The organism is Legionella santicrucis, from assembly GCF_001468135.1.
GTDB classification, from domain to species: domain Bacteria; phylum Pseudomonadota; class Gammaproteobacteria; order Legionellales; family Legionellaceae; genus Legionella; species Legionella santicrucis.
The window spans coordinates 1-21780 of the sequence record NZ_LNYU01000012.1 but is presented as its reverse complement, the minus strand read 5'-3'; the positions used below and the strand labels follow the sequence as shown (position 1 = coordinate 21780).

The window sequence follows — 21780 nt, the reverse complement described above, 5'->3', positions numbered from 1 at the left end:
GTATGAAAAAAATAATAATGGCTGTAATTTTAGTGTGTTCAGCTGCCTTTATGGCTAACTGTTCAAGTAACCCATGTTGCGGAACTTGTGCTACAGACTGTGGGGGTTGTGGCGGCTGTAATGGAAGTTGGTATTAAAACATAGCATGAAAGAAGTGCAATGCAACCAAGCTGCGTTGCACTCCATTAAATACTTAACCAACATTTTCACGACGCATTGATAGTACTCTCAAGTAGCCAAGATTAATTTTATGACTAAATAAAGTCATCACTGCGCCAATTAAAACTAAAACCATACCAACAATACTCCAAAGCTGAATTTTTTCGCCCAAAAGTAACACACCAAAAATGACTACAAATACGGGCTCTAAAACCGATAAAATAGAAGCTTTTTCTGAGCTAATGTATTTCAAGCTATATAATACCAATAAAATAGGTATTACTGTTGCAATAATCGCTATTCCAAACAAATGAGCCCAAACTGTCATGGATGCTGGAACGACAAAAGAATGATTAAAAAATGAAACAAAGAAACTCGTTACCGTACATCCTAGACACACCATAAATGTTGACATATTTGGAGAGAGTAAATTTCGTTTACTCCCGATAATGTAACAAGCATAGAAAAATGCAGATGCAATAGCAAACACCATACCCCATAGATTAAAAGATGCATCCAAATCCACCATGAATATCATGCCGAATAAAATAATCAGGATCGCTAAATAATAAATTGGTGGGATCGACTGGCCATAAAAAAAATAATTCAACAGCATAATGACAACAGGATAAGTAAAAAAAATCACCATCGCCAATCCTGAGCCTATATATAGAGAGGCTAAAAAATACAGCCAAGTAGATATTCCATAAAAGAATATACCCGTTAAAAAAGCAAGAAACATGTTTTTATAAGAATCGTTATTTTCTTTTATTTTTGGCAGCATAATAAATAAAATAATGATGCTTGAAATCAAAAAGCGCCAAAAAAGCATCGTACTTGCAGACAAATGACCATTAATTGCACTTAAGCCAAAATAGCCGATAAAACTGTATAGAAACCCAGATAAAATGGCATAAATAGAGCCTCGATATTCTTGATTCATCTTCATGATAATACTGCCTGAAATAATTAAAATAAAAAGTATTTGATAACAGTCTGATTGTACATAAATATCAAGCTCTCGACGCAATAATACATTGCAGATTTATTTATAAATGAAATACAGATATTTTAGCTTGGCGTCTTGTGACGCACCCAGACTACGGATTGATAATTCTAATTAAAAAAATTACGATACGAAACAAAATAGTTCATCATTTTTCTGCATGATACCATGTTGAAAATAAAAAATACATAATGTATCATTTAAAAACTTTTTGTTGGGGTTCCTTAGCTATGCGCTGTTTTTGGTTTTTTCTCTCATTTCTTTTTGTAGTAACCGATGTTTATGCTGAATCTGCCGAATGTACTGAACATCAATGTATGGCAGTAGTTGATGCAGGAAGTACCGGCTCAAGAGCACATATTTTTGCTTATGATCTAGATGAAACCAACACTCCGTCTCAAATTCATGAAATATGGTCTAAAAAAATCAAACCAGGCCTCGCAACAATCGAAGCGAATCAAGATACCATAGATGCCTATCTGACTATTCTCTTCTCCGGAGCTCCTAAACAAAACATTCCAGTTTATTTTTATGCAACTGGAGGAATGCGTCTTATACCCCAAACCAAACAGAAGCTTTATTATAAAGAAATACAAAATTGGTTTAACCAACAATCTATATGGCAACTTATTGAAGCAAAAACCATCACCGGAAACGATGAGGCGTTATACGATTGGCTTGCTGTAAATTATCATATAGGCACACTTAAATCATCCACTACCGAACCCATAGGGGTCATGGACATTGGTGGAGCCTCGGTACAAATTGCTTTTCCAATACCAAAAGATGTGGAGACGAATAAAAGCTCACAAGTAGAATTAGATCTTTATGGCAAACATCTTAATCTGTTCGTCCATAGTTTTCTTGGGCTTGGGCAGAACGAGGTCACACACCAGTTACTCGATACAAATTCATGTTTTTCAGAGGGTTACCCTCTTCCTGGCGGTAACTTAGGACAAGGAGATGCTGTTATATGTCAGCAGGAGGTATCTTCATTGATCAATCGTGTGCACAAAGTCCAAAGCGAAGTACAACCTACTCTTGCCACCAATCGTATTACGATGTGGTACGCTATAGGGGGATTAACAAATCTCGTGGAAAGCGAACCATTCCAATTTCAAAATAATCAAATTACCAATCAGGATTTATTACAACAAGCAAATAGTCTGATTTGTCATCAACAATGGGAAGGACTGAGCACGCAATTTCCTGATAATGAATATATAGAATCGTTCTGCCTCTTACCTGCATTTTATTATGCGTTAATGATTGACGGTTATGGGATCTCAGTAACTCAACCCGTAAAATATATTTCTCCAAGAGAAAATCTAGATTGGACCACGGGTGTTGTGCTCCATCATTAAAAATTAGCTGCGAACGCAGTAAATCCAGAGTTTGACGTGCCTTAAAAATGAGAATTAGCTCATACATCAAGCACGCTGACACATTATATCATGCAGTTACTATAACTCCTCTAAGGAAAAATCTTCCTCTCTCAAAACAAGGGATTGATTATAGAAATCACATAAAGCATCTCTAAATTTTTTCGCACGTTGTGATAACCCGTGCTTACAGTAATGGATTACCTGATTGTACACTGATTGTTTGAACAATATTGTATCTGACTCAGCACCATTTAAGTTATCAATACTTATATGAAATTTATAACCTGAAGCTTTAGAAAGTATCCATTCTAATGCTTGTGGCTTTACTTCTACACATTGAAACATTGCTTGTTGCTCTTCATTACGCCCATCAGGCATGTACCAATAACCAAAATCAACCAGCTTTCTACGTTCTTCCCCAGCAATTAACCAGTGAGCACATTCATGTAAAGCACTACTGAAAAAACCATGAGCAAAGCATAAAACATGATAAGCGCGCTTTGCATCCGCAGGTAAATAAATAGGTTCATCATCGCCTTTTACAAGTTTTGTGTTATATTCATTCGCAAAACAAATTTCAAAAAGATTGATTAAGTCCTGATAATGATGCATTAATATCTTTTTCTCATTAATTTACACATACTGATTAATTTATACTAATATATTTAGAGAGTCATTAATTTTTATGAGTTTGGAAGCTCCGACTAGAAAAATGCCCACAAAAACATTGTCGTACCGTTTAGGAAAGTTAATTAATAAATTACGTTGGCCCATCATAATTTTTTGGGTGCTCGTGGTCTTATCCTGTATTCCCTTTCTACCACACATCATCGCTCCATTTAAAACAACTGGCTTCGTTGATGAAAGCTCTCAAAGTGCGAAAGCAGAACTCTATATGGATAAGAAACTCGGTTATGATGATAAAAATCAATTTATTGTCATGTATCACAGCCCCAAACTTTTAGCCACTCGTTCTCTATTTAAGAAAAAAATGCGGCAATCTTTATCTGAGTTAGAAGATTTTCCGCTCAAGCATGAAATAATTTATCCTGATGACCAACATCAGATCTCAAAAGACAAGCATACTGCTTATGTTGCAATCATCATAAAAACAAATAAGCCAATTAGTGATCCGTTACTGAAACAATTTAAAGACTCTATCAAGAAACCCTACAATATGACTATGCAAATTGGAGGAGAACCTTTTTTTGTTCAAAATGTAAATAAACAAACGCAAACAGACCTATATAAAGCTGATTTCATTGCTACACCCGTAGCAATTGTTACCTTAGTTGTTGTTTTCGGTTCAGTAGTTGCTGCAACTCTCCCTATTATTTTGGGAGGTGGCTGCGCATTAATTATTTTGACTACTCTGTACTTTTTAGGTCATTTTTTTACACTTTCTATATTCACAATAAACATTGCTTTATTATTAGGTCTTTGTCTTTGTCTGGATTATTCATTATTTTTCATCAGTCGATTTAGAGACGAATTAAAAAATGGCTCAAGCATCGAAGAAGCTATTGCAACAAGTCAAGAAACAGCAGGCAAAGCAATTTTCTTTAGCGGTTTAGCTGTTTTTGTAAGCCTGAGTGCCTTATTCCTATTTCCGGTTAATATATTATTCTCTGTTGCAGTAGGTGGTTTGGCTGCAGTGTTTTACGCCGTATTAATTTCAACCATTCTTTTACCAGCAATACTTGCCGTCTTAAAGACAAAAATAAATTTCCTCTCCGTACGTATTTTTAGAAACAAAAATCATTCTAGCTATTGGCGTTGGTTAGCTGAACGAGTGGTAAACCATCCCTATCGCTTTTTCTTTCCCATACTTATTTTTTTATTATTACTAGGATATCCATTTTTAGAGGCTAATTTCGGAATATCGGATTACCGTATATTTCCTAAGAACTCAGAAAATAGGGCTTTTTATGATACTTATGCAGAAAAATTTAATATTGAAGAGCTAAATCCTATTGTATTGGTCATTGAATCCCCTTCTTCACCGATTCTATCTCGCCACAATCTTTCAAAGTTATATGATTTCGTCCATAAATTAGAACAAAATCCTTTAGTCAAAGAAGTGAATGGCATTATCAGCAGTGATTCGGATGTGAAAAAAAGCCAATATTACACTCTATATCATATGAATAAAAAATTACTCGATTCTCGAGTGAAGCAATTGTTAGAGACAACAACAACCAAACATTTAACAGTTATTCATGTTGTTAGCAAATATCCTGCAAATTCGCCTGAGACTAAAAAACTAATTACTCAATTATATCATATGAAGGTGGGTTCAGGATTAAATTTAGAGATCACTGGAACTGCTGTAAGTAATAGTGATGTGCTAAAAAGCATCTATCATTTTCTTCCTTATTCCATTTTATGGATTATGGTATTTTCTTATTTGATACTTCTTTTATTATTACGCTCAATATTCTTACCATTAAAAGCAATTATTATGACTCTGTTAAGTCTTTGTGCCTCATATGGAGCTCTAGTACTTGTATTTCAAGATGGTTATCTCTCTCAGATACTTAATTTTCAGCCCCAAGAGATGTTGGATATTAGTTTATTAGTAATTATATTTTGTGCTTTATTTGGTTTTTCTATGGACTATGAAGTCTTTTTATTATCCCGCATTAAAGAAGCTCACCGATTAACGAAACATAATAATAACAGTATCATTTTTGGTATTGAAAAGAGCAGTCGTATTATTACTAGTGCAGCGCTTATCGTTATAGTTATTAGCTGCTCTTTTTTAGTCGCTGATGTATTGATGGTTAAAGCATTCGGCTTGGGGATCGCGGTAGCTATTTTTGTAGATGCTTTTTTGATACGTAGTTTTCTGGTTCCAGCAATAATGGCAATTTTTAAAAATTGGGTATGGTACTTGCCCAAATGGCTGGATCGAATCCTGCCTAAAATTTAGAGAGTAATAATCTATTTAACTTATCCATCTATCATTGATTTCTTTTTGCAGGACACCTATTTTTCTGATACAGTAAATGCAATTATTAATATAGAGGATGAATAAGAATGATAAGAACAATTTTTGCAGGATTATTATTTATATTTAGCGCCGTTACTTTTGCAGCTGCCTGCGGCAAAGCCTTACCAATCCATCACCCCAATTTTTGCTCTTCATTTAAAACAACTGCAACTTGTCATTGTACCGCTAAAGGGTTACCTCCATATGTTTGTCAAAACATGAAGCTGCTATATGGTCAAATGGTAGCTGTATATGGTTCATTAGAAAGTGCATGCGCAGCTCAAAGAGAAACTACTCCAGACGATTGTATCGCTAATTGGAAATGTTATAAAACCGGCACTGCCACCCAAAAAGTTGATGACATCTATGTAAATTGCGCAGCTGTCTGTGAGAGGTTTTAAATTTTTTGTTCAACATAGCGCCATTTTCTAGTTGGGCTTCCCGCCCAACAGAAATTCTGATTAATTAATATAATTTCTTAGAGTATTTATTGTGCTTGTTAAAAAATCAAAGTTATCTCTATTAGCTTACTTATTTTTATATGCCCCTTTTTGTTTGGCACATGAAGAAACACCTGTGCGCCATCCCTTTTATTTTGGAGCAATTGCTGGTTATGGTTCTACTACCTGGGATGGTTTAGTTCCCTCGGAAGAAAATCAAAATGCAGCATTGATGCTATCCACTCCAATAGAAGTTGATGAAGGAGGGAGCACTTGGGGCGTTATGGTAGGATATGAGTTTACGCATTATTTCGCTATTGAAGCAAGTTATATGCGCTTTGCTGATGCGAATGTTCATTTTGATCCCTTAAGTCTCTTCAGTTTTTTTCATAATGGGTCAGAAACATTAACAACGCAAACTGAAACATTAAGTTTAATTGGTAAACTGATGGTACCTGTTCCTCATTCTAACATGAAAATTTTCTCAGGTGCTGGAGTAGCAGGTGTACATCGTAAAGACATTATTATCAATGATTGGAATCCCGGACCCACTTTTACTGTTGGAGTAAACTATAATTTTACTGAACATATAATGGGTGAAATAGCTGGCAACTTTACTGCCGGTTATGGTGAATCACAGCTTAGTCCGGTAGATGCCTATTATCCTTTTCTTTATTCCGTTGCAGCGCATCTTATCTATCGCTTTTGAGAATTATTCTGAACTATCTGATCAGATAACTTGCTAACGTGGTAAGAGCCTTCATAAAATAAATAAGAGTCTTCTCACCCTCTGCGAAAGCAGAGGGTCTATGAACATTGCTCACTATGTATATAAGCGCGTTGTCTTCTTGCAATTCGCCCCCTAATTCTTGCCAAGGATATATGACTGATAATTCTTTTCTAAAGCCTGTTTTAAATGTTCCTGATTCTCAATGCCTATTTGATGAACTAAGGTTAAAGTATGTTTTATATGAATTGCCTTAGCTTTGGTTACATTAAAGGAAACAACACCATCCGACTCTTGAAATTCTAAACTTTTTTCTAATAAAGCCTTTTTGCTCATACCTTTCACATGTTTGTTTTCATATTCCTGAGTCGATAAATAATTTTTCTTCTTCACCAAACAACGCATCACTTTATAATAAGTATTGATTTGTTTATAAGTAAGATTCATTTCAATTGAATTATCCATATTATACATATCCATGGAGGCATTTCTTAAAAGCGTAGGCTGATGAATTTTAGCGAGTCCGGTATTTTCTTCATAGGTCAGATTATCAGTTTTTGTAAATAACTTATTCAACGCAAAATAGCTAATTGGGCGAAAAACATAAGTGTAAGGAACTAAAAAATAATAATAAATAAAAGTTCTAGCAAGAGCATTGATTAAATTGTAAGATGTGTTTCGCTTGCAATTATCGTATTCTGCAGCAACATACCTAAACTCGGTTTCTGCGAATCCAGCATAATTAAGACAATGATCACAAAAAGCATTAGGTCCCTGCTTGTCTTTTGGTGGAGTCACCTGCAAAATTTCCCACTCTTTTTTCCAGACTCCAAATGCTGAAACCGGATCATCACCTTGTTTTTGTATCACTACTTTTGGCTTTTCATCTAATTTATCCCAATAATCATGCCCGTTTTTAAATAAAGGTTCATAAAGACCAGGGGGATTTAATGCATCAATTCTTGATAATTTGTAATTTCCTTTATCAATAGCGAGCAATAAACTTAATGCCCCTCCAAGACTTACTCCACATGCATGAATGGTATTTTCCTGCTGATTTAACCATTCATGTATCTTTTCTCTACCCATTTGATACAAGGAGCTACCTACAGATTCAACTCCCTTCGCATCAGTTCGTATTTGAGTTAAAAAACCTTGTCCTGCAGGATATGTTGTGCCCATGAAAATTAAATGAGACTCTGCATTGTTTTGAAAAAGGGGCTTCAAGCCATAAGCAAAAACTCGGTCGTGATCATATATGAATAAACTACGCCAACCCGATGTTACTGTTAACTCAATAGGACTAACCTGATATTCAACCAGTTCCCAATGCCCTGAGATATATTGAGGAATTTTAAAGAACTCGTAAGGAGTCAGATCACTATAAGGAAGCATGCACAAACAATTGCTCAAATAAAGCTGAACCTGCTCACTTTGTTCTGAATTCAAATTCTTACCCTGTAGCTGTTTAAAGAGCTCCAAAAATCCCTGTTGCATGGCAAAACGTACTTCTCTTAATAAATTGGAATTACGTTGTACGAAAAAGGAATATAAAACGGATGGTGTCAAAAATTGAGTCCAGGATTGTGTCCACCCCATGGTAAAAAAACGCAGTATATTACGTGCAAGAATAGCGTCTTGTTGTGAGGACTCTACTCCATCTGTATCCTCAAACTCCATTTGCTCAAAAAACTTTAACTCCAGACCTCCTTTAAAAACAGTTTCCGTAGGCAAAATAAACCTCCATGTTCTATTTTGTTAGTAATTTTACGATCATTCAATATAAAGATAACATTCAATACCCATATCCTACTTTAAACACAATAAATGAATTTTTTCCAAAAAATTACTGAACTTCGCTCAGAATATAACGTTCATTAAGTATATTTACCCATACGATAGTTCGAATAGCTTTTATCTACTACTGACTTTAATTGTTCATTATCTGAACCTAACTTTTGAACAAAAGATAAAGTATGTTGTATATGCGCTGCTTTAGCCTTAGTTGCCTTAAAAGAAATAACAACATCTGCATTTTTAGGATTTTGGCTGTTTTCCAGTAATGCTTTTTTGCTTATTCCTTTTACATGCTTGCTTTCTTTTTCTTCACAAGGAATAAAACTCTTGTTTTTTAAAGATCGCATCAGCTGATAATAAGTATGTATTTGCTGGTAAGTGAAATCAACTTCTACCGAATTATCCTCGTTATAGATATCCATAGTTGGATTTCGAGAAAGTGAAGGATCATGTAATTCTGCAAGTCCTTTTTCTACATACTGATTCTTAGGAGTAGGTTCTTTTGAATTTTTTTTTATTGAAAATAGTGTGGCGCATAGGAGACTGCTCGCCAATAAACCGCCAGCAATTCCTAAAAAAACGAGTCCAGGTATAACTCCAGCCATTGTAAGAGCTGCAGCGACACAAAATGTCATTATATGTGCTGACAATACCCAATTTTGCGATACTAAGTGAACTAATGGGCGTACTAAATAAGTATAAGGAGCTAGAAAACAATAATAAATTAGACTCCTACCAAGAGAATAAAGCCAAAAATTACGTGCAAAACGTTTGGAGTTATCGTGCTCCGCTTTGATGTAATTAAATTGAGTATCTGCAAAACCTGCATAATTAAGAAAATGATCGCAAAAACTAATAGGACCTCGTTTATCTTTAGGTGGTATTACATGGAAAATGTCCCAATCCGTCTTCCAAATTCCAAAAGCAGAAACGGGATCATCTCCCTGTTTTTGTACTACTACCCTGGGTTTATCATTTAAGCTATCCCAATAGTCATATCTACTTTTAGACCAAGCATCATGAAGTCCAGCAGGATTTAATGCGTCAACTCGTGATAATTTATAATTCCCTTGATCAATAGCAAGTAATAAACTTAGAGAACCTCCTAAGCTTACACCACATGCATGAATACTATTTTCTTGTTGGCTTAACCACTCTTGAATTCTTGCTCGACCTGTTCGATATAAAGATTTACCTACCGTTTCAAAACCTTTGGAATCAGTGTTTACTTGAGGCACAAAACCTTGGCCAGCAGGATAAGTAGTACCCATAAAAATTAAATGCGATTCTGCTTTTTTTTGAAAAAGAGGTTCTAAACCATAAGCAAAAACACGATCTTTGTCTTGGATGAAAAAACGTCGCCAACCTGATGTTTCTGTTAACTCGATTGGAGTAATTTGATATTCAACCATCTCCCATTTCCCCTCAATATACTGGGGAATTTTAATTGATTCATAAGGAGTTAAATCACCATAGGGCAACAAGGTTAAACAATTACTTAAATAAAGCTGCACTTGTTCTTTTTGTTCTTCAGTAAGTTCTTTTTCTTTAATTTGTTCAAAAATTTCAAAAAAGCCTTGCTGAAAAGCAAGGCGTAATTCTCTTAATAACTCATGATCCCGTTCTATAAAAACAGCTTTAAGTACTGTTGGAGTCAAAAATTGAGTCCAGGAATTAGTCCATCCCATCATCAAAAAACGTGCGGCATTGCGGGCAATGATTGGTGCCTGTTTTGAAGGCTCCACACCTTCAGTGGATTCAAATTCACGTTTTGCAAAAAAATTAAGATCTAATCCACCTTGAAAATCAGCTTTTACAGGCACCTTTATCTCCAATAAGAAATTACAATTTTTCCTGGTGTAGTGAAGTCACAACAGCAGGACGCTCACCCACAACGCTCATAAACCGTTCTAAATATTTATAGGCTGAAAGATCCATTTTAAAATAATGGGCCCATCTTAGAATGACAAATAAATAAGCATCAGGTAAAGTAAAATGCTCCCCCATCAAATATGGGCCTTTCGCCAGATGATTATTAATGTAGTTCAACCTTGTCATGACTATAGACATAAACAAGCTTTTCGTTTCTTCCTGCAAATTAGGATGGAAGAACATACCTACCGTTTTATGTAATTCGGTAGCAATATAATTGACCCATTCCAGGGTATGATAACGCTTGAGATCACCTACAGGAGCTAGCAGCTTTTGAGCAGGTGTAATATCTGCTAAATATTGCAAAATGATTTGATTTTCAGTAAGTATGTCGCCATTATCTAAACGAAGCGCAGGAACAGCACCTTTAGGGTTAATCTCTAAATAATTTTCCTCTGATTTTGTTCTTTTTGCTTTTAAATCAACCTCTTCCTCTTGAAAAGTATGCCCTAATTCATTAAGAACGATACGCACTGCTAATGAACATGCTGATTTAGTATAATACAACTTCATTTTTCAACTCCTTATGATAATATATAAATGTGCTAACAACAGAACAAGCTAAAAACTATACTTTTTGTGCTACTTGAAGATCACGTTCTACTTCTTCAATTAAACTCATAGTAGCCGATTTTCGGGTGAAAAATGAATCCCAAAAATATTTTTTTCGTAAAGCAGTAAGTATTGATTCATTATCTTTTTTCCAAGTTTGAATACTTTGCAGTAACTCAGAAAGAGACAATTTTTTTTGTGATCCTACTATATTTAAATACAATTCTTTTAAACGCAGAAACTTATCTTGGGTCGATTGGGAGTTTGCTTCAAGCAATAACATACGCTCCATACGTTGATATAATTTAGTAATTATTTTTGTTTTAGTTTGCCCTAATCCAGAAAAAGCAACGGGAGGAGCCGGCAAAACATAAAACGGAATCTCTTCACTGGGTTTACCGTAATCTAATACAGTTTTATAAGGCAAGCTAGTAAAAAAAGAAGTCGATACCAAAAATGCAATTGGTGCATGCTGTGTTGCCTCTACAAGTGCTATTGCTGAATGTCTGCATGTATTACCAACGTGTAGCTCATTCACATTCTCTTTGATTTTATTTTTGGGTTGAGGAGGAAAAATCACATCATTGCTGAGCTCTAGTGTAACCTCATTGCCCTGTGTTGCAATGGGTTTATAGCATAAAAACTTATTTTCATCTGTTTGTAATGATTCTAATATTTGTATAAATTCCAAATATTGAGCGTAGGTAATATCATAAGCTTGATACGTTATAGGGGTTGATCCTTTTGCCCTTCTTGTAATTCCCTCATCCCCTAATTTAGCTTTATTCTTATAAAAGAGTGCATTACACAAGAACTTAGTCACTAAAGCACAATTAGGATCTATATCGTCATTGTCACCAAATTTTCCGACACGACAAAGCAAGTGTTTGGCCTTATTTTGGTCATAAATGCCTAACATTATAAATGAATGCACTCCTTGCTTATTGATTGAAATAAAAAATTTATCAGTTCCCAGATTAACTCTAATTGACATAATTGATCATTTTAAATCTTAAAGGGCAAATTGTAGCACATTCAATAATGATAAAACTACAATTTGTATTTATTTGAATCAACTTATAGCAAAAGAATTAGTCAAATTTGATCTTAGCTTTATCATTAAACAGTAAACCTCAATCACTAATACAATTTAGTTCAGGATAGTTTTTCAAGATAATTTTATATAAATTAACATTCGCCTTACTAATTTCATCACCCAATTTTGAGTTAGGATTCCCCTCTCCTCCTTTGCTATTTAAAGCAACAACCGTAGTTACATTATTGCAAGACTGCCAAATATACATGACTCTAAACCCTAAAGTACTGCCTTTATAAAACCAAAAGCGTTGCTTAAGCTCTTTATCGTAATAAGAACCCACACCTAAACCAAATCCTAAAGGATCATTTTCTGTTACTGTAGGGATAGTTTGTCCCGTTTTCATAGAAACAACAGACTCCAATTCAGCCAAGCTACTTTCTCGATAAATAGGGTTAATTAATGTTCCGTGATAAAGCAACTGCACCCAACGTACTACGTCTTCAGTATTTGCTACAATTGCTCCAGCAGCACCAGCCCAAGACAAATCATTAATCATGGTATCAATGAGCTTATTTTTTTCTTCATCGAAATAATAGCCATGAACTCTTAGCTCTTTAATTGCTTTTGCAACAACTTGTCCATCTGGCCCTGCTGGGTAAAACATATCATTTAACCCATTTTCCTTATTAATAATTCGTAGCTTTAATTGGTTTGCAAAAGTATCTTGAGTCACTTTTTCGATAACCATCGCGGCCAAAATATAATTTGAATTAGAGTATTCAAATTGATTCTCTTTTTTAGTCACAAGTGGCTTTTCAGGATGTGCATAAGTCAGCAATTCTTTATCAGTCCAAACTGTATCTAAATGTGCCTCCATTTTTTTCGAAAATTCCTTATCTTCAGAATAGTTTGGAATGCCGCTGGTCATGTTTAATAATTGACGTAAAGTTACATCTTTCCAATTTGGGTATTGAGGCAACCATTTACCTAAATGGTCATCTAAAGATAATTTATTTTCAGTTTGCAATTGCAATAACAGTAATGAAGTAAATGATTTAGTAATACTGCCAATGTCAAATAAATCGTTTGGAGCAATGGACTGGGATAATGGTGGATACCCCATAGTTCCATGCACTACTGTTTGAATTTCTTGCTTATTATTCGTCCGATTTTGAGGAATCAAAACCGAAGCAGCGATTGCTGTAAATTTTTCTTTTTCACTATACTTTTTATAATAATCATTGATTTCCTCTTGAAACTGCTGAGCAAGATTATTTTTTGAGGTATTGAGATTAGCAGAAAAAGCCGGTGTAATAAAAAAAGCAGACAATGCCGTTAAAGCAAAACTTAGTTGATGTAAATTTAATCTCATAAGTGAGCATCCGATCTTATTTTCAGTTGTTCCAAAGCAAATGCAAGACGAGCTAGTACTTTTTCTCTACCTAATAACATCAAGGTCATGTCAATAGATGGTGACATCCCTGAACCAGTCACTGCTACTCGCAAGGGTTGTGCAATTTTTCCCATATTGATATCAAACTGCGCGCTGATGTCATTAATGCATTCTTGCAAGTGTTCCTTTTCCCACAGTTCTACTGTTTTTAAGCGTTCATAAAGCGCCGTTAAAGGCTCTAAAACAACAGGCCGTAAATGTTTTTTTACTGCAGCTTCATCATATTCTATTGAATCGGCATAGAAATACGTACTCATTTGACATATTTCAGCTAAAGTCTTACATCGTTCAGCCTGAAGAGTCACTAAATCAGTTAATGCTGGCCCCTGCTCCAGTTTAATTCCTTCATTTTCAAAATGCCAACGCAAAGCTTCAGCCACGTCTTCAACCGGATCATTTTTTTGATAATGTTGATTGAGCCAATATAATTTTTCATAGTTGAAACTTGAAACCCCTCGACTTACATTTTTCAAATCAAAAGAGGCTATCATCTCATCGATACTAAAAATCTCCTGATCTCCATGAGACCAACCTAAACGAACCAAATAATTTAACAAAGCATGCGGTAAAATACCTAATTCTTTAAATTGCAATACACTTACCGCACCATGACGCTTGGATAAACGTTTGCCATCTTCACCTAAAATCATTGGCAAATGGGCAAATACGGGTATAGGTGCATTTAATGCTTGAAATAAATTGATTTGTCTTGGTGTATTATTAATATGATCATCACCTCGAATTACATGGGTGATATTCATATCTATATCATCAATCACCACGGCAAAATTATAAGTAGGATGACCATCGGAACGTATCAAAATTAAATCATCTAATTCACTATTAGCAACGTGTATTTCACCATAGACCTGATCATGAAAAGATACTGTACCTTGATTAGGATTTTTAAAACGAATAACAAAAGGTGCATCAGACATTGGCAAATTTTTATTGCGACAATGACCATCATAGCGAGGCTTTTCTTTGGCAGCTAGTTGAGACTCTCGCAAAGCTTCCAGGCGTTCTTTACTGCATTCACATCGATAAGCCTTACCTTCATTTAATAACTGTTGTACCACCTCATTATATCGGTCATAACGTTTCGTTTGATAAAAAGGTCCTTCGTCATAATCCATGCCTAACCAAGTCATACCATCCAAAATGGCACGGACAGACTCTTGAGTGGAGCGCTCTTGGTCAGTATCTTCGATACGCAAAATAAACTCACCACTATGACGTTTTGCATAAAGCCATGAAAATAAAGCAGTTCTTACTCCACCTACATGTAAATATCCAGTCGGACTTGGTGCAAATCGGGTTCTAACAGTCATAATCACTTCCACATTGTAAGGAATAAAATAATCGGGCTATAATAACTGACTTTATAGCCTGGGTGAAAGGGAAAGATTCGTTTTTTCCCAATGTGCTTAAATATATTATCCAAACCATCTGGTGAATCATCTTGAAAAGCATTGGTATTAAGTATCAACTCAGAATTACTACTTTAATCCCTGTTTTTCTGGTCGCTCTACTCCTTGCAATTTTTTATAATGGGTTGTTTGGTAATGACTTAAAACAACACATGTCTCGCCTGGGTGAGGCATATATTCGACAGTTACTTCCGGCTGCCCAATATGCTATGTTGCGTGGTGACGATAGAACCTTACAAGGTCTTATCAATGCCTCAACAATTAATCCTGAAGTCAAAGCACTCGCTTTTTATAGTAGCGACGGTCAACTCCTTGCTTATCGTGGCGGCAAGCATTCGCTAAATAAACCATTTACTGCACCCAAGTTCACTGGAGATTACATCAAAAGTAAACAAATTAACCCTTTTACTATTAATTTTATAGCACCAGTTACGATTCCAAAATTTAACTTGTATTCCAACTCTCCCTTTAAAAATATTTTAAGCCCTATGACATCTCGCGCTGATGATATTCTTGGTTGGTTATCTATTGATATCGATACTCGTTCAATGATAATCAAACGCTATCAAATGCTTATTGTCACTATATTTATTACTTTATTTGGATTATTAGTGGGATTAACCATTCATTACTTTCTCTCTAAGCAGATTTATTTACCTATTTCTCGTTTACGACGGAGCATGAAACAAATTTTGCGTAACGAGTTTGAAACAGAAATAAAAACAACCAGCTCTGGTGAGTTAGGAATAATTGAACAAGGGTGTTCTCATTTGCAAAAAAAACACCTTGAAACCATACATGATCTGAATCAACACATTGAAGTAGCCACTGCTGATTTGCAACAAAGCTTAGAGCTTCTAGAGGAAAAAAATATTGAACTTTCTCTTGAAAAGAAAAAAATAGAAGAAAAAAGTCGGCAGAAATCTGAGTTCATCGCCAACATGAGCCATGAAATTCGTACGCCTATGAATGGAGTTATTGGTTTTACTAATGTTTTGCTTGAAAGCAAACTCGATCCTTTGCAACTAGATTATGTCAAAACAATTAAATCATCTGCACAAGACTTATTAGGAATTATCAATGACATTCTCGATTTCTCAAAAATTGATGCAGGAAAACTTCATCTCGATTGTATTCCATTAAATATTCGTCATTGTATCGATGAAGTACTTGCTCTTGCAGCACCTAATGCCCATAAAAAAGGAATCGACTTAATTCCTATAACAGAGCTAAATGTACCTAAAATTGTTTTAGGTGATCCCTTTAGAGTGAAACAATTTATTAGTAACCTGGTCACTAATGCAGTTAAATTTACTGATCATGGATATGTATTAATCCGCACTAAAGTAGAACAGGAAACAGATAAAGATTACACTTTATGCATTACAATTACCGATACAGGCTTAGGTATTTCTCCTGAAGATCAAAACAAATTGTTTACCGCCTTTAATCAGGCAGATACGAGTATTACCCGTCGTTATGGTGGATCCGGACTTGGTTTAGTAATCTGCAAAAAGCTCTGTGAAGAAATGAAAGGCCGTATTACTTTTGCCAGCGAACCCAACAAAGGCTCTGTTTTTACTGCTTACATCAAGGTTGAAAAATTGGTTGCCTATGAAGTTGAAAAAAATCAAGCGCATCCTTTTGCTCATTATAAAATGCTTTGTTTTGACGATAACCCGATGCAGTTGGAAGCACTGTGTAATGGTTTAGGATATTGGGGAATAAAATGTATCGCCGTAAATTCACTCAATCAACTCGAGAAGAAGCTAAAAAACAATAAAGACTGCAAAATCGCATTTCTTAATATCAATAAAGGCTACGAACAACAAATTACTAAGCTAATAGCCGAACATAATTATTTTCCCTATGTATTGATCTCTAAATGGCTTATTAATGACTATACAGCACTTGGAGCACAAGGATTTTTATATAAACCCATTAGTATTCAAAAACTCCAAGATATTATTGAGTCATTAACAAATCAGGAAAATATTGAAAAATCAGTTAATCATGAACTAGAAGGTTTAAGGGAGCAATTACGTTTTCTACATCCAGATCTTCTTATAGCCGAAGATAATCCAGTGAACAAAATGCTTCTTGACTCTTTATTGGGTACTCGCTCCAATATTACAGCAGTTGATAATGGGGAAATGGCTGTATCCGTATGTAATGAAAAGAAATACAGCCTCATCTTACTTGACTTACATATGCCCAAAATAAATGGCTTAGAAGCTGCTCGACTTATCCGTCAAAAATCAGAATTTAATCGTCATACACCAATAGTTTTAATTAGTGCAAATGGTAAAGATGTAAATGATATTGATCTAAAAAAATCAGGTGTGGATTTTTGTTTGCAAAAACCTATAGATGAAAAACAATTATTGATCCAAATTTTACGTATTGCAGATAAAGCAAAACACTCTGCAATAGATTGGCAATTATGTGTTCAAAAAGCTTCTGGAAATCAATCTCTTGCCGAAGAGTTTCTTGCTCGGTTTATAGAGGAATTGTTTAAAAATCGCGAAGAATTTATCCAATTAATGCACGAGAAAAATGTGAAGCAGTTGGGTGAGGCAGCTCATAAACTTCATGGAGCATGTTGTTTTAGTGGTGTTCCCACTTTACAGAAAAAAGTAGTTCAAGTAGAAAGGCTTGCTGCTCATGCTGCTTCAATCGAAGAATTAGCCACTCCTTTTGCAGAATTAATTCAAAGCATCGATGCAGTAATTAGTGAATATGAAAATCAAAAAATAAAAACTTAGCGCAATACATCTGCGCGTCTCAAATGAACAAGGAGATAGAATGACTATAAAAAATGCGATATATGCTCAGTCAGGAGGGGTCACTGCGGTCATTAATGCCTCAGCTTGTGCAGTAATTCAAACAGCTAGACTCTATCCTCAACATATAGGAAAAGTCTATGCTGCCAAAAATGGAATTATCGGGGCATTACATGAAGAACTTATTGACACATCATTTGAAAGTGACGCAGACATCGCTAAATTATTACAAACTCCTGCCGGCGCTTTTGGTTCTTGCCGTTACAAACTTAAAAATGACGGTGCAGAATATGAGCGATTAATTGAAGTATTTAAAGCACATAATATAGGTTATTTTTTCTATAACGGAGGTGGTGACTCACAAGATACAGCTTATAAAGTATCACAGTTGGGCGCTACTATGGGTTATCCCATTACCTGTATTGGCATCCCAAAAACTGTAGATAATGATCTTCCTTTTACAGATGCATGCCCAGGTTTTGGTTCTGTAGCTAAATATGTAGCGGTATCCACCAAAGAGGCAGGATTTGACGTTGCCTCTATGGCCGCCTCCTCAACAAAAGTTTTTATTCTTGAAGTAATGGGGCGTCATGCTGGATGGATTGCAGCAGCAAGTGGTTTAGCCAGCCAAAGCCCTGATGAGCCTCCCCATATTATTTTATTACCTGAAGTTCCCTTTGAACCCGCAAAATTTTTGAGCAAAGTAGATGAATGTGTCAAAACTTATGGGTATTGCGTTATAGTTGTTTCAGAAGGAATTCGTAATACGGAAGGTAAGTTTTTAAGTGATGCAGGATTAAAAGACGCTTTTGGTCATGCCCAATTGGGAGGCGTTGCCCCAGTTATCGCTCAGCTCATTAAAACTGAACTCAATTATAAATACCACTGGGCAGTTGCTGATTATCTGCAACGTGCTGCTCGACATATTGCATCTAAAGTTGATTTAGAGCAGGCTTATGCTCTAGGCAAAGCAGCCGTAGAGTTTGCCGTTAAAGGTCATAATGCCGTTATGCCCATTATCATTCGTGAGCAAGATGAACCTTATCAATGGTCCATAGGCCATGCTGCCTTAGCAGATGTAGCCAATCAAGAGAAAGCTTTACCTAAAGAATATATTGCTGCAGATGGGATGGGAATTACAGAAGCATGCAAACGTTATTTATCGCCATTGATTCAAGGCGAAGCTTATCCTGATTATGTAAATGGTCTTCCTGATTATGTTCGTTTAAAAAATAAATTAGTACCAAAGGTACTTCAAGTTAAATAGTTAACACTATGGGGGAAGTAAAACCGAATATCATTTTTGCCTCCTGAGTTTGGTTATAGCTTCACCCGTTTACTATATGTTAATTGCAAAAAACTTATATTTGATATGGTTTTAAAAACACAATAAATGTAAATATAATACATATTTAGATGACATCTGCTAAACTTAGTATAAAGAAAAAGATCAAATAGGACTTTATCATTTTCTAACAAGATAAGGTTTGTTGTATTGTTGTTTGGCCTATTTGTGATGTATTTGTATATTTAAGGATGTAATTAATTAGGGAGCTAACAATGAAGCAAAAAGGTTTTACTTTAATTGAGTTGATGATAGTCGTGGCAATCATTGGGATTCTTGCCGCAATCGCTATTCCGGCATATCAGGACTATGTCGTTAGAGCTCGGGTCACGGAAGGATTAAGTCTTGCCTCTGCAGCAAAAACCACGGTTTCTGAGAACGCATCAAGTGGTGCTGCTAAATTAAGTCAGGGCTGGGTTGCCCCTACAGCAACTGCTAATGTAAAAAGTGTTGCTGTTGATGATAATACAGGAAAAATCACCATCACTTATGATGCACCGGCAAAAAGTATCGTGATTACTTTAACCCCACAATCTGGTGGTGCCGCTCTTGTTGCTGGTACTCCACCAACAGATGCCATTACTTGGACGTGTGCAGTTGATCAGGCGGCAAATGACCGATATGTTCCTTCAAACTGCCGTATTTAGCCTCATCTATTTTAAAAGCTGCTTCCAAGCAGCTTTTTTATTTTGATATGATATAAGTAAATAAATATTTAGAGTTAAATATGTCTCGTAAAAATCGTATTGAAGAATTATTAAATCAGAAGTTAATGCCTGTCTATTTAAATGTCATAGATGAGTCAGCCAATCATCATGTCCCAGAAGGTGCACAAACCCATTTTAAAGTAACTGTTGTATCTTTTCATTTTAATGATTTATCACGAATTGCACGCCACAGACTATTAAATCATCTGCTTCACGGCGAATTTGAACTTGGATTACATGCTTTAAGTATGCATCTTTTTACTCCTGATGAATGGGAAAAAAGAAACAAAACTATTTTACAATCTCCCGCTTGTAAGGGTGGATTTAAGAAAGATGAAGCATAATTTCCCCAAGATTTTGTAGAACCATCCTAAAATCAAATTATTAATTTTTCAGAGTAGTTAATTTTCTTTAAAAAGAATAAATATTCCTTGGTAGGATAAAAAAATGTAACATCAATCAATAACTTCCTATATAATGTATAGCATTTTAGCAAATAGAATTAATTAATGAACAATTGGTCTTCTGAAAAAATATCTGTACTTGCTTTAGTCTTATTGATTACTGGTGCTATTGATAGCATCAGAAACTTGCCAGGAACAGCTTTATTCGGTTCTTCATTAATTTTTTTCTTTATTTTTTCGGCAATTGTATTTTTAATTCCTGTTGCTTTAGTTTCAGCTGAATTATCATCAACTTGGTCTGATGAAGAAGGAGGAATTTATAGTTGGGTAAAACATGCCTACGGTGAAAATCTCGCTTTTTTTACCATTTGGTTACAATGGATAAATACTTTAGTCTGGTATCCAACTATTTTATCCTTTATTGCAGGAGTGCTTGCTTATTTGATTAATCCCGAGCTTGCACAAAATAAATACTATTTGATTTCCGTTATTCTCATTATATTTTGGTCACTCACTTTAATTGCTTTATCGGGTTTACGCGCTTCAGCACATTTTGCAGGCCTTTGTGCAATTTTAGGAATGATTATTCCTATGGGATTTATTATTTTTCTTGCTGCTATTTGGGTCATTAAAGGCAATCCTATAGCAATTAATTTAAGCTTGCCTCATTTATTACCACAATGGAGTGACAGTCAATCTTGGGTATCACTCACTGCAATCATGACTTCATTTCTAGGCATGGAGCTTGCAGCAGTTCACGTTCGTAATGTGGATAATCCACAGAAAAATTTCCCCCGAGCGATGCTTGTTTCAGTATTATTGATTTTAACCACAATGATTTTTGGTTCTTTAGCAATAGCTTTTGTTCTACCTAAAGAAAAAATCAGTCTTATTGATGGCGTATTACAAGCCTTTAATAACTTTTTACAGGCTTATAACTTAACCTGGTTATTGCCTATTCTTATTGTGCTTTTGTTATTAGGTAGTTTAGGCAGCATGATCAATTGGATTATCTCACCTGCCAAAGGCTTACTTATGGCAGCAAATCACAATTTTTTACCCGGTTTTTTATCTCAATTAAATAAGCGTGGTGTTGCCTCACGAATTTTAATTATTCAAGCCATCCTGGTAACACTTCTTTGTAGTGGATTTCTATTATTTCCAACCGTGAATGCTATTTATTGGTTATTTACCGCATTAAGTACAGAACTTTATATTATGATGTATGTTTTAATGTTTATTGCTGCGTGGAAGTTAAAAAGTAAATTTGCACATATTGAGAGACCCTTTGCTATACCTGGAAAAAAACTTGGCTATTATTTAACATGTATTTTAGGATTATGCGGCTGCACAATGACTTTAATAGTAGGATTTATTCCTCCAGTTGAATTTATGAATTTTGGCAGCGCATCTCACTTTAGATTTGTTTTTTCGATGGGAATTGTATTAATGATGATTCCAGCATTTTTATTGTATTGGCGTAAAAAATACATCACCAAGCAATAATCCATTTTTATGGGGACACCTCAAAACCGAACGTAAGTAATAGGTCACCCCTAATAAACTTTAAAGAAGTTTATTAGGAGAACTGATCCTCTTTATATTCTAACCAAAGCTACCGCCAAAAGA

Annotated in this window: 18 protein-coding genes; 10 read left to right on the top strand and 8 right to left on the bottom strand. The window is 35.2% G+C overall.

What is annotated here, in order from left to right:
• Positions 1-2: 2 nt before the first annotated feature.
• Positions 3-137 carry a hypothetical protein gene (locus tag Lsan_RS23285; protein ID WP_272947130.1) on the top strand — a complete coding sequence of 45 codons (135 nt, stop codon included), beginning with the start codon at positions 3-5 and terminating at the stop codon, positions 135-137.
• Between the two features lie 56 nt (positions 138-193).
• Here the strand turns inward: Lsan_RS23285 and Lsan_RS03395 are convergent, their stop codons facing one another.
• Positions 194-1108, bottom strand: a complete 915-nt coding sequence (locus tag Lsan_RS03395; RefSeq protein WP_058513133.1) for a DMT family transporter — start codon at positions 1106-1108, stop codon at positions 194-196.
• 287 nt (positions 1109-1395) lie between these two features.
• Between Lsan_RS03395 and Lsan_RS03390 the strand changes: the two genes are divergently transcribed.
• Complete coding sequence (locus Lsan_RS03390) at positions 1396-2529, top strand: acetate and sugar kinases/Hsc70/actin family protein (RefSeq protein WP_058513166.1); 1134 nt, start codon at positions 1396-1398, stop codon at positions 2527-2529.
• 99 nt (positions 2530-2628) lie between these two features.
• On the opposite strand, the gene Lsan_RS03385 is transcribed toward Lsan_RS03390, so the two are convergent.
• Positions 2629-3162: an elongation factor P hydroxylase gene (locus Lsan_RS03385; protein WP_058513132.1), complete on the bottom strand. Its 534-nt coding sequence runs from the start codon at positions 3160-3162 to the stop codon at positions 2629-2631.
• Positions 3163-3235: 73 nt separating this feature from the next.
• Here Lsan_RS03385 and Lsan_RS03380 point away from each other — a divergent pair, with 73 nt between their 5' ends.
• The 3 genes from Lsan_RS03380 (at position 3236) to Lsan_RS03370 (ending at position 6691) form a co-directional block, all read left to right on the top strand.
• The gene (locus tag Lsan_RS03380) at positions 3236-5482 is read left to right on the top strand and encodes an MMPL family transporter (protein WP_058513131.1); all 2247 of its coding nucleotides are present in this window, start codon (positions 3236-3238) and stop codon (positions 5480-5482) included.
• Positions 5483-5589: 107 nt separating this feature from the next.
• The gene (locus tag Lsan_RS03375; protein ID WP_058513130.1) at positions 5590-5943 is read left to right on the top strand and encodes a hypothetical protein; all 354 of its coding nucleotides are present in this window, start codon (positions 5590-5592) and stop codon (positions 5941-5943) included.
• A 91-nt stretch (positions 5944-6034) separates the two neighbouring features.
• Complete coding sequence (locus Lsan_RS03370; protein ID WP_058513129.1) at positions 6035-6691, top strand: outer membrane beta-barrel protein; 657 nt, start codon at positions 6035-6037, stop codon at positions 6689-6691.
• Between the two features lie 153 nt (positions 6692-6844).
• Here Lsan_RS03370 and Lsan_RS03365 read toward each other — a convergent pair whose 3' ends face one another.
• From Lsan_RS03365 to gltX, 6 genes are all read right to left on the bottom strand, one after another.
• Positions 6845-8443, bottom strand: coding sequence for a hypothetical protein (locus tag Lsan_RS03365; protein WP_083505073.1), 1599 nt, complete (start codon positions 8441-8443; stop codon positions 6845-6847).
• Between the two features lie 143 nt (positions 8444-8586).
• Complete coding sequence (locus Lsan_RS03360) at positions 8587-10329, bottom strand: hypothetical protein (protein ID WP_058513128.1); 1743 nt, start codon at positions 10327-10329, stop codon at positions 8587-8589.
• A gap of 19 nt (positions 10330-10348) precedes the next feature.
• Positions 10349-10951 (bottom strand): glutathione transferase GstA, encoded by a 603-nt coding sequence (gene gstA, locus Lsan_RS03355; protein WP_058513127.1) that lies wholly within the window; start codon positions 10949-10951, stop codon positions 10349-10351.
• A 55-nt stretch (positions 10952-11006) separates the two neighbouring features.
• Entirely contained in the window at positions 11007-11984 is a 978-nt protein-coding gene (locus Lsan_RS03350; RefSeq protein ID WP_058513126.1) for a hypothetical protein, read from the bottom strand.
• A gap of 139 nt (positions 11985-12123) precedes the next feature.
• Positions 12124-13401 carry a serine hydrolase domain-containing protein gene (locus tag Lsan_RS03345; RefSeq protein ID WP_058513125.1) on the bottom strand — a complete coding sequence of 426 codons (1278 nt, stop codon included), beginning with the start codon at positions 13399-13401 and terminating at the stop codon, positions 12124-12126.
• Complete coding sequence (gene gltX, locus Lsan_RS03340; protein WP_058513124.1) at positions 13398-14813, bottom strand: glutamate--tRNA ligase; 1416 nt, start codon at positions 14811-14813, stop codon at positions 13398-13400. The genes Lsan_RS03345 and gltX overlap by 4 nt, the downstream gene beginning before the upstream one ends.
• Before the next feature lie 128 nt (positions 14814-14941).
• Here gltX and letS point away from each other — a divergent pair, with 128 nt between their 5' ends.
• The 5 genes from letS (at position 14942) to Lsan_RS03315 (ending at position 21657) form a co-directional block, all read left to right on the top strand.
• A complete protein-coding gene (gene letS, locus Lsan_RS03335) occupies positions 14942-17677 on the top strand; it encodes a two-component system sensor histidine kinase LetS (protein WP_133134284.1) in 2736 nt (911 codons plus the stop codon).
• A 40-nt stretch (positions 17678-17717) separates the two neighbouring features.
• Positions 17718-18962, top strand: coding sequence for a 6-phosphofructokinase (locus Lsan_RS03330; RefSeq protein ID WP_058513122.1), 1245 nt, complete (start codon positions 17718-17720; stop codon positions 18960-18962).
• A 293-nt stretch (positions 18963-19255) separates the two neighbouring features.
• Complete coding sequence (locus Lsan_RS03325) at positions 19256-19687, top strand: pilin (RefSeq protein ID WP_058513121.1); 432 nt, start codon at positions 19256-19258, stop codon at positions 19685-19687.
• Positions 19688-19767: 80 nt separating this feature from the next.
• Positions 19768-20091: a BolA family protein gene (locus Lsan_RS03320; protein ID WP_058513120.1), complete on the top strand. Its 324-nt coding sequence runs from the start codon at positions 19768-19770 to the stop codon at positions 20089-20091.
• Between the two features lie 165 nt (positions 20092-20256).
• Positions 20257-21657, top strand: coding sequence for an APC family permease (locus Lsan_RS03315; RefSeq protein WP_058513119.1), 1401 nt, complete (start codon positions 20257-20259; stop codon positions 21655-21657).
• The last annotated feature ends 123 nt before the right edge of the window (positions 21658-21780 follow it).

Bases quoted from the DNA above. Each gene is read 5' to 3' on its own strand.
- Lsan_RS23285 (WP_272947130.1), top strand. From the start codon at position 3: ATGAAAAAAATAATAATGGCTGTAATTTTAGTGTGTTCAGCTGCCTTT.
- Lsan_RS03395 (WP_058513133.1), bottom strand. From the start codon at position 1,108: ATGAAGATGAATCAAGAATATCGAGGCTCTATTTATGCCATTTTATCT.
- Lsan_RS03390 (WP_058513166.1), top strand. From the start codon at position 1,396: ATGCGCTGTTTTTGGTTTTTTCTCTCATTTCTTTTTGTAGTAACCGAT.
- Lsan_RS03385 (WP_058513132.1), bottom strand. From the start codon at position 3,162: ATGCATCATTATCAGGACTTAATCAATCTTTTTGAAATTTGTTTTGCG.
- Lsan_RS03380 (WP_058513131.1), top strand. From the start codon at position 3,236: ATGAGTTTGGAAGCTCCGACTAGAAAAATGCCCACAAAAACATTGTCG.
- Lsan_RS03375 (WP_058513130.1), top strand. From the start codon at position 5,590: ATGATAAGAACAATTTTTGCAGGATTATTATTTATATTTAGCGCCGTT.
- gstA (WP_058513127.1), bottom strand. From the start codon at position 10,951: ATGAAGTTGTATTATACTAAATCAGCATGTTCATTAGCAGTGCGTATC.
- Lsan_RS03350 (WP_058513126.1), bottom strand. From the start codon at position 11,984: ATGTCAATTAGAGTTAATCTGGGAACTGATAAATTTTTTATTTCAATC.
- Lsan_RS03345 (WP_058513125.1), bottom strand. From the start codon at position 13,401: ATGAGATTAAATTTACATCAACTAAGTTTTGCTTTAACGGCATTGTCT.
- gltX (WP_058513124.1), bottom strand. From the start codon at position 14,813: ATGACTGTTAGAACCCGATTTGCACCAAGTCCGACTGGATATTTACAT.
- Lsan_RS03330 (WP_058513122.1), top strand. From the start codon at position 17,718: ATGACTATAAAAAATGCGATATATGCTCAGTCAGGAGGGGTCACTGCG.
- Lsan_RS03325 (WP_058513121.1), top strand. From the start codon at position 19,256: ATGAAGCAAAAAGGTTTTACTTTAATTGAGTTGATGATAGTCGTGGCA.
- Lsan_RS03320 (WP_058513120.1), top strand. From the start codon at position 19,768: ATGTCTCGTAAAAATCGTATTGAAGAATTATTAAATCAGAAGTTAATG.
- Lsan_RS03315 (WP_058513119.1), top strand. From the start codon at position 20,257: ATGAACAATTGGTCTTCTGAAAAAATATCTGTACTTGCTTTAGTCTTA.